Here is a 13,225-nt window from a genome sequence, read left to right as displayed (position 1 = left end):
GCCCCCACGATGCGCACCAGACCGTACGAACAATTAAAGCCACGCGTTTGGCGGCCCGCCGGGGCGGTCAACCACAAAGTCGGCATCTGGCAGATGGGCGGCGCACGTCTGTTACGCCCCGGAGCATGTTTGGAAATCGACTCTGCATCGAACTTTTGATCCGGTTCGTCGTCAACGTGCAATCTCACTGCCGAACAGAATCTCTCCCTTGTGAGTTCTTCCAGGAAGGCAGCTTTATTGCAAGTTCTTACGCAGTAATGGAGTTCGAAGGAACGACCGGAATCAGCGAGCTTATCAGCCATACTGATAATTGGCCTGATGCCAATTCCGCCGGCGACGAGTATCGAGTGCTCCATACTGTCTTCCAATGGGAAGTGATGTTTCGGCTCACTCACGCGCAACCTTGCTCCCTCCTCTAGCTGCTGGTTGAGTTCGTTAGTTCTATGCGGCCGACATCGTTCGTTAACTGGCCCGTTTGCGAAGGCTTCATCCTCGATGCGGGCTCGCCGATGGCCGGGTTCGTCACGAGAGGTTGAGACTGAAGCCTCTTGCACCTAGTCGCAGTGAGTCGGGGCACGCACACAGGAACGAAGCCTCCACGTCACGTGGTAACTCGACAGACCGCTCTGCGGCACTGAGTCTCGAATACAGACTTCCGCTCATGCTTTTGCATGAGAGCCGCGCCCTAGGCGATCACCGAGCCCGGTCGCGGGGCGCTGGTCGGCCACTTTCGGACGCTGGCCGGCGCGTCGACTTTGCCATTCGAACGTCTCGAGCGCCTAAATACCGGCCATTCAGGTACGGATTCGATCCGATAAGTTGTCAGGCAAAGCAGCCCTTCGCGCAATTACAAGTCTCGGTTTCTGCAAAAGTGTGCGCTGGTCCCTGGACGCTTGACCTTCCAACGATAGGAAGGGTGATGATCAATACGCGGGGCCTGATTAGGAGCGCAGTCGCCCGCTAACGATCCAGTTATCCACCTATTGGGCACATTCAGATGAAAGTCAACCATTTACTCACCGTCCTCTCGATCAACGTCGGAATCGTGTTGTGTGGCATCGCACTCAACGCGAGCGCGCAGCAAGCCACTGCCATGGCAAATGGGCAGATGAACATGTCTGCTGGAAAAATGGATACGCCTGCGGAAACCGGTGGGCCGCTGTCTGCGCCGACGTCGGCCTTTGAGAACAACGCGGCAAAGATGATGAAAAACATGAGCGCACCCGGATACACCGGAGATACAGACGCGGACTTTGTGGCGCACATGATCCCGCATCATCAGGGAGCGGTGGATCAAGCCGAAGTCGAGCTCAAGTACGGCAAAGATCCCCAAATGAAGGCGCTGGCGAAAAAAATCATCAAGGCACAAAAGGAGGAGATTGCCTTTATGACGCAGTGGCAGTCCAAGCACAACAAAAAGACGTGACGCGCGAGGCAGCATGGGGCGCCTCGCTGGGTCGCGAAGGCTTTCGAAGGCTCCGCCGAACGATCTCGTCTTGCTGCGACGAGCGGCGGCAGTTTGGGCCGATGACTTGACGGACAGCACGCACGCGTGGATGAACGCTGGACCTCTGAAACCAGCGTTCATGTCCAGCTAGTTTCAACGGCCGAAGTGGGTCCAGGGCGTGTCGAAACGTATTTTTCTACCGCGTGAACAATTCATGACCGGACCGGTCAAACTTTTTTACGGTGAGTTTGAAGAGTCGAATGTCACGAGCACAACAACACCCCTCGGGGCTTTAGCTCCCAGCCAACTTCACGGCCTTCAGGGTTCTTACCGCGCCCATCGTGCGAGCGTTCGGGTCAGGAAGTGTGCAGGACCCATCCAGTGCTTGAGCGTACCGAAGACGTGCTCGACGGCACCTACCACTCGTCCATCCCATCCGTTCAGTCGTCGCGCGGATACGCCTGAGACCTGCTTACGCGAGTTAATCGCCGATCATGGCACGTTCGTTGCCCTTTCTATTTTTTACGTGCTCGACCGATGATTGTTCGTATACGTAAACAATCATTTCAGTCGCGGTCTCTTTTCATGTATTTCCAGGCTTCGTACACTGGTGATCATCAACCATTGCCGAGGAGACGAAATGCAACCTTTTATTGATACCGCAGACGTGGCTCACTTCATTGGCGGCAAGACCGCCCGTGGCGCCGGCGAGCGCACGCAAGCGGTCTTCAACCCCGCGACCGGCGCCGCCGCACGCCGCCTCGTGCTGGGCGAAGGTGCCGATGTCGACGCGGCCGTGGCGAGCGCGAAAGCCGCGTTCCCGAAGTGGCGCGACACGCCGCCGATTCGCCGCGCGCGCGTCATGCTGCGTTTTCTCGGGCTGATGAATCGTCACGCTGACGAACTTGCGGCGATCATCACGGCCGAGCATGGCAAGGTGTTGTCCGACGCGCGGGGCGAAGTGGCGCGTGGTATCGATGTGATCGAATATGCCTGCGGCATTCCGCAACTACTCAAGGGCGACTACACCGAACAGGTTTCCACGGGCATGGATAACTGGACCGTGCGCCAGCCGCTGGGCGTGGTGGCCGGCATCACGCCGTTCAACTTCCCCTGCATGGTGCCCTGCTGGATGTTCCCGGTGGCGCTCGCCGCGGGCTGCACGTTCATCCTCAAGCCTAGCGAACGCGATCCTTCGGCTTCGCTCTTCATGGCGCGCTTGCTCAAGGAAGCCGGCCTGCCCGACGGCGTGTTCAACGTCGTACAGGGCGACAAGGTGGTGGTTGACGCCCTCCTCGCACACCGCGACGTGAAGGCAGTCAGCTTCGTGGGCTCCACGCCGATCGCGAACTACATCTACGGGACTGGTGCAAAGCACGGCAAGCGCGTGCAAGCGCTCGGCGGCGCGAAGAACCACATGGTCGTGATGCCCGATGCGGACCTCGACAAGACCGTTGATGCGCTCATCGGAGCAGGCTACGGCTCAGCGGGCGAGCGCTGCATGGCGATCTCGGTGGCTGTGCTGGTGGGCGACGTGGCTGACAAGATTGTGCCGCGCCTGGCTGAACGCGCGAAGAGCCTAGTCATCAAGAACGGCATGGAAGCCGACGCGGAAATGGGCCCGATCGTAACGAAGCAGGCGCTCGAGCGCATCGAAGGCTATATCGCGACCGGCGTGGAGGAAGGCGCGAAGCTCGTGGCCGACGGGCGCGGCCTGAAGGTGCCCGGCCATGAGAATGGCTTCTTTACGGGCGGCACGCTGTTCGACAATGTCACGCCCGAGATGCGGATCTACAAGGAAGAGATCTTCGGGCCGGTGCTCGCCTGCGTCCGCGTGAAGGACTTCGCCGAGGCTGTGCAGTTGATCAACGACCACGAGTTCGGCAACGGCGTGGCCTGTTACACGCGAGACGGCCACGTGGCACGTGAATTCGGCCGCCAGATCGAAGTGGGGATGGTGGGCATCAACGTGCCGATTCCGGTGCCAATGGCATGGCACGGCTTTGGCGGCTGGAAGCGCAGCCTCTTTGGCGACATGCACGCTTATGGCGAAGAAGGCGTGCGCTTCTATACGAAGCAGAAGTCGATCATGCAGCGCTGGCCGGAAAGCACCGAAAAGGGTGCCGAGTTCTCGATGCCCGTAGCGGAGTGATCTCAAGCCTTCGCTTCCTCCAACACTGGGGGAAGCGATGCGCCTATCCTCCTTGAGAGCGGCCTGCGCGCGTCCCTCGACCTTGACCATAGCCACCGCTCGATGCGGCGACGTTCGCCTCGCCCGCGCTCGACGAGCCAGCAACACATTCGCTGCTTTTGTGCGTGCGGATAGAGTTTTCTTCGGAAATCGACGTGAAACTCTGCCATTGAGATAATTGCCTTCTTATCTTATCTCGCCCGTAGTAGGTCAGTGATGTAAATCGTGCCCGTGAGTCTTTCCATCCTCTGGCAGTCGCCATACCCTCGCAATTGCTTAGGTATTCGAATCGAAGTAGTTGTGACGCTAACTTCAAGATTCGAGACGTACTGATTGCCGCGCGGTCCGCGGCGGTTCAGCTGAATGTCTGCTGCAAGCTGCCGGTCGGACGGTTAGTTGCGAGATACGCCATGATGTATCTTACGATGCAAAGTTGACGTATAAGAAATTATCGAAATTTTTGAGAGCACGCGTTTTCCATAAGGGTGCACTTGCGCGCGATCGGCTATGTCCCGCTTTCTCGTCGAGACTGTTGCGGCAGTCCGCGAACGCGGCCGCGTGCCTGCGGGATGACCCTGAAACGCTGCAACATTCGAGCGTAGCGCGCATTGATGTAAAAGCGCCTTGCGGGCTTCGCCTGGCGGTTTGGCGACGGCCTTCCCAGCCATCCACACGGGTTCAATTACCCGTAGCCCGGGACCAGCTAGCTCATGCGTGGCGCGCGCCCTCTTGGGCCAGCGACCACACTCGCTTTACCTGACTCTCGCTAAACCCCGCCATGCGCGCCTTATCGTCGATGCTATGGCCGCCGGTGGGCAGTGCAACGATGCGTTCGTGCGTCGCCTTGTCCATCGGTCGCCCCACCACCCTACGCTTAGCGCTCAACAAAGCATTAGGTGCCTGGCAGCGGACAGCCGCACAATTCCCCAGAAAGTCACGCCAGATAACGCTATTCGAGCAGGTCGGACCACATCAGAACATCTTCGGAAAGGCGATCTTGGCAAATTTTGCCAAAGCCGGATAGACTGGTTCACATGTGTACGATGAACGTTTCCCTCCCCGATTCGCTGAAGGAATATGTCGACGAGCAGGTCGGCGTGTGCGGCTACGGCACGAGCAGCGAATACGTGCGCGAACTTATCCGTAAGGATCAGGATCGCAAGCGCCTGCGTGCAATGATCCTCCAGGGGGCAACTTCGGGTCTCGCGGATCCGGCTGATGCCGACTACTTCGAATCGCTGCGCGCACGCGTACGTACTTCGCGCAAGTGACGGCCAAGCCCGTCATCCCGACCCGGCTGGCCAGGCAGGACGTAGAAGACGAGCTAACCTACTACCTCGTGGACGAAGGCTCGGAACAGGCAGCGCTCGGGTTTATTGCAGAGATCGAGCACGCGTACGCGCATCTCGCCAAACACCCCAACATCGGCTCTCCCCGTTAAGAATCCTTAACAAAATGAACGAAGGGGCTGTTAACCCTCGATGAATGCTGTTAACCTTTTCATTGTTTCGACGACGAACAGGACATGGCCAAGCCGATACTCGACGACGAACTGTGGGCACTCATCGAACCGTTGCTGCCCCCTCCCAAACTACGACGAACCCGTTATCCGGGGCGCAAGCCGCTCGACAATCGTGCGGTGCTCACCGGCATTCTCTTCGTCCTGCAGACAGGCCTGCGTTGGGACCTGCTACCTCGCGAGATGGGTTGCGGCAGCGGCATGAGTTGCTGGCGTCGCCTACGTGACTGGCAAGCTGCTGGCGTCTGGGAGCAGTTGCACGAGGTGCTGCTTGCGCGATTGCGCGCAGCCGACCAAATCGACTGGTCTCGCGTCATCGTCGATTCCTCTTCAATCCGCGCTGTGGGCTCAGGTCAAAAACAGGACCGAATCCCACAGACCGTGCACGACCCGGTTCAAAGCACCATCTCATCACCGAAGCGCAGGGCGTCCCGCTCGCGGTGATTCTGACAGGCGCCAACCGCAACGACGTCACTCAACTTCAAGCGCTGGTCGAGGCAATTCCGCCAATCCGCGGCAAGCGTGGCAAACCACTATCAAAGCCTCGGGTCGTTCAGGGCGACAGAGGCTACGACCACGACAAATATCGATGTCCACTGCATGCCGCCGGCATTGCAACCGAAATCGCTCGACGTGGTCAGCCTCATGGTAGTGGGCTGGGCAAAACACGCTGGGTTGTCGAGCGGACCATCTCGTGGCTTCACAACTTCCGCCGACTGCGTATCCGCTTCGAACAGCTCGCCTTCATCCACGAGGCTTTCCTCAGAATCGCCTGCTGCATCATATGCTGGCGACACCTGCAAAAGTCATTCTGTTAACACCTCTAAGCGTACGAGTTGGACGTACCGGGCCTGCGCTCTTGGTCTCTCGATCGCTACCCGCATCTGATCTTCTACATTGAGCGTAAGGGTCATGTCGAGGTTTGGCGCGTGCTCAACGGCAAGCGTGATATTCCGGCGTGGCTGTTGAGCGATGACAGCGAGTTCCATTGACACCATCTGCACGGCGCAAAGCCCGCGGGATCACGGGTCTCTTGATTTTCAGACTTTCTCCACGCAATTACATAGGATTGCGAATAATTTGATCATCCCTTGTTGAGTCCATTAGTTCTGCGTGGCTGACATCATTCGTCTACAATCCCTCCAGCGAAGGCTTCATCCTCGATGCGGCACTCACCGATGGCAGGGTTCGTAACGAGTATTGAGATTAAAGCCGGCGCACGTGTGCGAGGTGCCAGACGCCTCCGAAACTCAATTCGCTGCGCGGCATCAGGACGTCAGAGCGGTACCGCATCGACGCGTCAGCCGCGCGCCTCAGCAGATACCCCCTTTGCCTGAAGACCGGCTTTGTACATCGTGTCGTGTCGGGTGCCAAATTCTGACGGACCGTTGACTAGTCGAGTTATCCATCAGGCCGTCAAAGTGGGTTACGGCCGATAGCGGTTTGACATTCGGCGGCGTAATGTTGAAAAACACGCCCCGTCGTTGACCCTCTTCCGCTTTTGCTTGTCGACGGCGCACGCCGGCGCCCGCGTCGGCCGAAATACGGAGCGTGACGCGCTCTGCACGAAACGGACATCGCAAGCTCGCGCCTCACATGATCAGAGCGTTTCCTAATCGACGTTGTCGTTTCGCGCGACGCTGGGCTCCCGCGCAAGTGCACTGGCGTCGACTACCTCCTATGCCTCACCAACGCCGTGCCCACTAGCTTTCAGACCGCGCCATCCTCAGTCGAAGCCGTTGCGAGTGGCGCTGATGCGCTGGCCACCATCCATCGTTGGCCCTTTGCTTGGTCACCGTCTCGACGGCAAGTCCGCGCTAACAGACGTTGCTGCCGTTCCGCGACGGCGGGTTACCGCCTCCGGCTGAAGCTGCGCACTAGTCGGCGAGCAGCTACGCGTCGTGCATGGCCGTCTCGCCCGTTGCATGCGATGAGTTCGCGGGCATAGCAGGCGTGAATGCGCAGCGCTTCGCTGGGTCGCAGTTGATTGCTGATCGTGACGGCTGGCTGTGAGCCGAATCGAAACCGCGTGGCCCCGCATGGGCCGACGCCCGTTGCTTTTCGCAGCCGGCAGCGGACGTGCCACAGGTGTCGCCCGCGGCACGTCCGACTCGCTCACATCGCTATTGCTTCGAATAGACGCAGAGCCTGTGCGTTACGTCAAGGCGGCTACGTGCACGGAACGCCGTGCGAGCAATCAGTCCTTGCGCATGCGATAAAAACTCGGCGGGACGGTGCCGTTCACGGCGTACGCACCGACTTGCCGCTCGCGATACACGCGCGGGTTATGCGACACGATCGTCCACGTCTTCCACGAGACCTCCTACGCAGCCCCGTTCAGTGATACCGGTGCCACTCTCGGGAGACAAAAGATAGGCCAGCCCTCAATTCTTCTATCCAACCTATCACCTCTTTCACCTGATCGCGTGGCTTCGATTTAAGCAGCGGTGCATCGACAAAGAGAACCGCCATCAAATCGAAGAGGCTCTCCAGTTCGGAGCAGGTGGAGACACTGGGAGTGCGGTCCAAAATTACCATGGCACTCTCCACGGCCGCGTTGAACCTGGACTTGGCTGCAGGAACCGTTATCACGGTAGCCGCTAAGCCGCGGAAGAGTGGTAGGAAACCCTTGAGGTGCCGATGTAATTCCTCTGGTGTGCATCTCGCCGCGACTTTCATGTATTTCATTGAGTGCTGCTCTCCTTCAATCCAGACGTCATCCATCGCTGCACCTTCGCCCTAGGCGGGTCTAGGCGCGCCTCTTACGACCAATTGCCTCGCGGCGCCTAAAGGCAGTGGAACTTGCCTTGACAGCCGACAACGCTTGCTGGCCGGTGTTCTGGTATCGGCACAAGTCTCGCCATTTGAATGGGTGCGCGAAAATAAGACGATCATTCCCGCAATCACGTCATCGTGAGAAGGAAATTCTGCGATTTGGGTGAATGGAGTCCGCCCGGCTGCGATCGGCGTTTTTGGAGGACCAGCTACTGATGACCGGTCATTTAACGCTCAGATGTCTGAGACACGCCAGTGATCGGCAAACACGTTCAATGAGACGTTGAGGCAGGCGAACGCAAGTCGCAGAACGACGACTGTGCCCGTAACTGTTGGCGAATCACGACTACAGCGGGGCGCTATCCGCGACGTATGGAGAAGCGAACACTATCAACTAGCCTGCGCCAAGCACGTCGGTACCACCGCAAAGAGCTTTTAGTCGGCACCGGCGGTAAGGTTTTTCAACTTGTTGTTCACGTGGCGAGATGTGTCATGTCGCCAAGCTGCGAGACAGCAATACGGAGGTATCAAAATACTACAAATAACGTCAAGAAGTACGTCCGCCCTTTAGCTCTCCAGCGCGTCTGTCTGTCGATGGTGTACGCCGGCAACTACCTGGTCCGAAGCAGGAACACGTGATCGTCGGGAGATAGATTTCCTTAGGAATACTTAGCCAATGGGCTCATTGCTACGACTTGACCAGCCGCGACAGTTCTTTGCGATCCGTTGTCGCCCAAACGTCCGAACGAGCGCGACGAACGTGAATACTAGTCGGGGCTGCATAAGCAGATTTACGAGGTCGCGCGCAACCGGTGGTCGGCTGCCCGCCTCGCTTACTTCGATCGTGCGTCGATGACCTTCTTCATGCGCGACCACACATGGGTGCAGAAAGTTTCAGCGAGTTGCCGGTTTGCCGTAAGGATGTTCTCAGTAGTGAGCGACTCGCGCGAGACGCCAACCCTCGCCATTTGCCGCTGGTGCAGCAGACCCGTTACAAAAGTGTGCAGTAGTTCCTTTCGGACATGGGCATCCGCCGCCTCAAAGAACTCCCTGCCGGCTTCAGCCTCCGAGCGGACTTTGGCGGCCGCTATTTCGGCCTGCGCTTTCTCAGCCTCTCGTCGCTGCGACTCCGCGTTTTGACGGACGCGTGCTTCCTCTTCCGATTGCTGGGACTGTTGCGACTGAACAGCCAGCATCTTCTTTTCGGCGCCACCAATCCGGTAGTTCCCTTCGAGCGACTTGAAGAGATAGCCCTTGGGGCTAATCGTTACCTTGCCCTGCGTCAACCTGGTCTGTGTGTATTCGATAGCCTGCACCAGACGTTCATCCGTCCAGGTGTGCCGATTATTTGCGAGACGCAGAAAGTCCAACTCGTCGAACGCGAACTCATTGTGAAGCACGAGGTACATTTCATCTGGAATGCCTGCGCGCGCGGCATCAGCGCCCTGCTTCTTCGTGAAACGGAAGCGCAGTTTCATCTTGTCCGCCGAGACGCGCGCGGCGTTCGCTTCCCATTTGACTTCGAAATCCGACTCTTCGTTGAGCTGCTGCACGGCGGGCTCAAGGAAATGCTTCCGGAACTCCTTGAAGACCCTGCGCGATGCGCCGACCTTCCCCGGCCACTCGAGAACCTCTTCGTAAGCGAACCACTCGGTTACACCATGGCCCTCGCATGGAATGAGGCGGTCATAGACTGCGCGCGCGAGCGATAGCGTAAACTTCGCGGCATCGCGTAGGCTGAGCCAATGCGCTTTGTACGGGCTAATGAGATATCGAATCACCCTGCCTGAGAGCAAGATGCACACCACGTTTCGCTCGATATAGCAATCGCCAAGCAGACTTATCGTGCCCCACGAGTCCCTCTCAGTCATCTCTTCGATTGAGGGGGCTGTCATGATTTCAACACGGGCCTTTGCTGCGGCACGCATCTGGGCGACGAGATGACTGTGGTTGCGACTGTCGTAGCGCATCAACCACTTGAAGTAGTTGATGTCCTCGGAAAATGTGTAGACCTTGTCGTCGATGAGTTCGTCAGGCGCCTTCGATGCGACGATGAAGTATGCGGCGTCGAGCACTCGGCGTGCGGCGATACCGAGTCCGCCGACACGCGTGAAGATGTTGTTTCGGAGATACCCAATGTCCCTGTCCGCTTGGTCTATCCGCGCGTCTTTGCCGGACATATCGTCGTAGATGTCCAAGGCAAGTTGATGCGGTGTGGCAGGAAGCGTCGGATTTTCCATTCGTTCTTTCGGCTCAATGCCGGCACTCTATCAGCCAAGTAGCGGCTGTCAACACAAAAACCACCCCCGATGTTGGGCCATCTTCCCGCACAAAAACCACCCCTTACTTTCTAGCTGTCGCCCAAAAACCGCTCGGCATATTCACAATTTCTGCGCATCCATACCCAATTTCTGCCCCCGGCGTCACAAAAAGCGTCTCTGTCCTCACAAAAACCGTCTCTATCCACAGGCTTTTGCTTTGATAAGAAAGGGATTTTTTGATCCTGTATGTTTGCTTGTCGGTTTATGTTTACAAAAAGCAAACATACATCGACGCAGAAATCAAAAGAACTAGTCACAAACGCGAGGATCGTTACGACGTAACCGTTTGATTTAAAAGGATATTATACAAACTAACACGCGAACCACAAAAACCGTCCTAGGGGCGGTTTTTGTGCGTACCACCGTATTGTTCTGTCTTTGCAAGCGTGAAATGGGCACCTAGCACGAGCATTTCGTCTAGGTTCTACCGCCAACGAAGCATGCCAAGTCTCACCGGGACTCTCGATTAAGGCGTGAATTCAAGAAACTAGCGCAGAATCTTCGCGTTTTGGCTAAATGACTAGTCTCATCGCAACCCTGTTTACGCATAATGGTGTATTCTGCGCTTCATTGTCAAAACACGGAGAAGTGCAGAATGGACGCAGTGGCTACCGCCCTCCCTATTGAGAGCCGTCGGACGACGCTTCGCGAGGTTGCAGAGTTCGCCGAAAAACTCGCTCCGTTCGCGGACAACCTGCGCGAGCAGATTCTGGCCCCGAGGCCGCGCAAAACTGCTCCCATATTTACTATCAGCGAGTTGGCGGAGATGTGCAATCTGTCACGCCAGCAGATTCAGTATCTGGTGACGAGGACGGACCAAGGGCTTCCGTCGGGCACGCTAAACGGCAGCGGTCGTAGCCGGACGTTTACGCTTGCCGAAGTACGCACTTGGGTGAAGATGACCTCGGATATTTATCAAACTCGACTTGGTGAACCGGACAGCAATTTCCGAGGGAGGGTGCTAACGACGGCTCAGCTGAAGGGAGGTTCCGCGAAAACCACCACCACCGTCTGCCTCGGACAAGCCTTGTCTTTACTCGGACGCAAAGTGCTCATTATCGACCTGGACCCGCAGGCCTCCGCTTCGGAATTGTGCGGACTATACGCAGAGAAGGAAATCAGTGGGGAGGATACCGTTCTCCCCTACATCTATGACCAGTCCATCGAAGGTGGGCTGAGTTCCAAGGTACAGAGTACCTATTGGGATGGCCTGGACATCATTCCAGGGCACACGTTCTTATATGGCGCTGAGTTTCTATTGCCGGCTAGGCAGAAGACGATGAAGGGTTTTCGGTTTTGGTCGGTACTTCGCGAAGGCCTCGATCCGCTGCGTTCGCAATACGACTACATCCTGATGGATACCTCGCCGTCGCTGTCGTACATGAACCTCAATGCATTGCTTGCCGCAGACGCACTCGTTATGCCGATGGTTCCGGAGAACCTAGACTTCATCAGCTCGATGGCGTTCTGGCGCCTCTTTTCAGAAGTCGCGGGCGACTTCCTCGCGTACGAGGAAGACAAAGCCTACGAATTCATCTCCATTCTTCTTTCCAAGGTGGACTACGGAAAGACTTCCTCGGCCCCGGTAGTTCGGCAATGGGCTCAGACAGCTTACGGGAAATGGTTAGACCCGTTTGAAATTCCCGCAAGCTCAGTGATGAGTGGCGGGGCCCTTTCATTCTCCACTGCACTGGATATCACGAATACGCATTCGACAGCTAAGTCGCTTCAACGGGTGAAGCAACCGTTGATGCAATATGCGCGTTGGCTTGATGACATGTTCGTTAAGAATTGGAAGGAGGAGGCATGAGCAATATTCGCGCGCAGCTGTTGGCTAAGACGGCAGGCCTAGCGTCGCCGGCTGAAATGGCGCCGGTTAAGAAAGAGGCTGATAAGGCCACTCGCAGTCCGCAAACCATGCCGGGACTTACTAGCGCCTTGACCGCCGCGCAAATTCGAATCCAGGAGCTTGAGGATAAGGGAGTTGGGACCGATTTACCGGTCAATGAGATTTCACCGAACCCATGGCAACCTCGCCGCGAATTCAATGAAACGAAGCTGCATGAATTGGCTCGTTCGATTGAAGAGACCGGGCTACTGCAATCGGTGCTAGTGCGTCGAGTGGGCGATGACGCTTATCAACTGGTAGCTGGGGAGAGGCGTTGGCGTGCACACAAGCTCTTGAATCGAGAGACCATCAAGAGTGTGGTCATTGACTGTACTGACCAAGATATGGCCGCCCTCGCGCTAGTCGAGAACGTGACGCGTGACGATCTCTCTGATTACGAGATTGCAGTGTCGGTCCGTCGCGCAGAGAGTGAGTTTCCAAATAGGACACGTCTTGCCAAGACGATGGGCATTTCCAGAAACGAACTCTACCGATATCTTGCCTTCGATGAGCTTCCTGACTTCGTTAAGCGTGATTTGGACCTTAGGCCGACGCTCTTGCAATCGAATCAGGCGCAAGAAATTGTGAGTGCGTTGAAGAAGACCGGCGATGCGGGATTGAAAGCGTTAGCGGAGTTATGGGTGCAGGTAGCAGCGGGTGACCTCCTTGAGTCAAAGGTCGCTCCTGCGATTCTTGCTGCAGCGACTCGCGGTGTGTCGACTCATGATGCGGCGGGACGGAGCATACTCAAAATTTTCTCCGGGAACGTTCAGGCGGGCAGCATCACGAAAGATGTGTCGGGTCTGACCTTCAAATTCAAGGCCGGGGTAATTTCCGAGGAGCAGGAGCGGGCACTTAGGGAGGCCGTCGCGAAGATGTTCTCGGTTCAACCAGAATAGGCCCGTCATACTAAGAGAAAAAGCCTCGCAGTTCGCGGGGCTTTTTTATTGCGCCGCCAATTTTATTGCGATCGTGTGAGTGTTCGGATCCGAACACTTTTTTTCGTGATGAGCTGCGGTGTTCGGAGTTTTGCTCCTCGTCAATCGGCTGAACGCTTGCGTGCGGCACGGTGTTCGGATCCGAA

9 protein-coding genes, 1 tRNA gene and 1 pseudogene are annotated in these 13,225 nt (G+C 57.0%); 8 read left to right on the top strand and 3 right to left on the bottom strand.

Going from position 1 to position 13,225, the window contains the following annotated elements; all coding sequences use genetic code 11:
- Positions 1-395, bottom strand: a pseudogene (locus U5A58_RS38485) (hypothetical protein); the annotation flags it as partial.
- 602 nt (positions 396-997) lie between these two features.
- Between U5A58_RS38485 and U5A58_RS38480 the strand changes: the two are divergent.
- The 6 genes from U5A58_RS38480 to U5A58_RS38460 all read left to right on the top strand — a co-directional run bounded on the left by U5A58_RS38480 (position 998) and on the right by U5A58_RS38460 (position 5,975).
- Entirely contained in the window at positions 998-1,426 is a 429-nt protein-coding gene (locus U5A58_RS38480) for a DUF305 domain-containing protein (protein ID WP_321917242.1), read from the top strand.
- Positions 1,427-2,087: 661 nt separating this feature from the next.
- Complete coding sequence (locus U5A58_RS38475) at positions 2,088-3,599, top strand: CoA-acylating methylmalonate-semialdehyde dehydrogenase (RefSeq protein WP_321917244.1); 1,512 nt, start codon at positions 2,088-2,090, stop codon at positions 3,597-3,599.
- A gap of 665 nt (positions 3,600-4,264) precedes the next feature.
- Positions 4,265-4,336, top strand: a tRNA-Gly gene (locus U5A58_RS38470).
- 336 nt (positions 4,337-4,672) lie between these two features.
- A complete protein-coding gene (locus U5A58_RS38465) occupies positions 4,673-4,909 on the top strand; it encodes a type II toxin-antitoxin system ParD family antitoxin (protein ID WP_321965203.1) in 237 nt (78 codons plus the stop codon).
- Positions 4,906-5,079: a type II toxin-antitoxin system RelE/ParE family toxin gene (locus U5A58_RS40925; RefSeq protein WP_415774355.1), complete on the top strand. Its 174-nt coding sequence runs from the start codon at positions 4,906-4,908 to the stop codon at positions 5,077-5,079. The genes U5A58_RS38465 and U5A58_RS40925 overlap by 4 nt, the downstream gene beginning before the upstream one ends.
- Positions 5,080-5,163: 84 nt before the next feature.
- A protein-coding gene (locus U5A58_RS38460) for an IS5 family transposase (protein WP_321965202.1) occupies positions 5,164-5,975 on the top strand; the annotation gives its coding sequence in 2 pieces (ribosomal slippage) (positions 5,164-5,512 and positions 5,512-5,975; 813 coding nt in all).
- A gap of 1,519 nt (positions 5,976-7,494) precedes the next feature.
- Here the strand turns inward: U5A58_RS38460 and U5A58_RS38450 are convergent.
- Complete coding sequence (locus U5A58_RS38450; RefSeq protein WP_321965201.1) at positions 7,495-7,845, bottom strand: hypothetical protein; 351 nt, start codon at positions 7,843-7,845, stop codon at positions 7,495-7,497.
- 920 nt (positions 7,846-8,765) lie between these two features.
- On the bottom strand, positions 8,766-10,172 hold the full coding sequence (locus U5A58_RS38445; RefSeq protein WP_321965200.1) for a replication initiation protein: 1,407 nt from the start codon (positions 10,170-10,172) through the stop codon (positions 8,766-8,768).
- Positions 10,173-10,848: 676 nt separating this feature from the next.
- On the opposite strand from U5A58_RS38445, the gene U5A58_RS38440 reads away from it, so the two are divergent.
- Complete coding sequence (locus U5A58_RS38440) at positions 10,849-12,063, top strand: ParA family protein (protein WP_321965199.1); 1,215 nt, start codon at positions 10,849-10,851, stop codon at positions 12,061-12,063.
- On the top strand, positions 12,060-13,040 hold the full coding sequence (locus U5A58_RS38435; protein WP_321965198.1) for a ParB/RepB/Spo0J family partition protein: 981 nt from the start codon (positions 12,060-12,062) through the stop codon (positions 13,038-13,040). The genes U5A58_RS38440 and U5A58_RS38435 overlap by 4 nt, the downstream gene beginning before the upstream one ends.
- The last annotated feature ends 185 nt before the right edge of the window (positions 13,041-13,225 follow it).

It is taken from the genome of Paraburkholderia sp. J7, from assembly GCF_905220155.1.
Lineage (GTDB): Bacteria > Pseudomonadota > Gammaproteobacteria > Burkholderiales > Burkholderiaceae > Paraburkholderia.
This window is presented reverse-complemented; position numbering and strand designations above follow the sequence as displayed.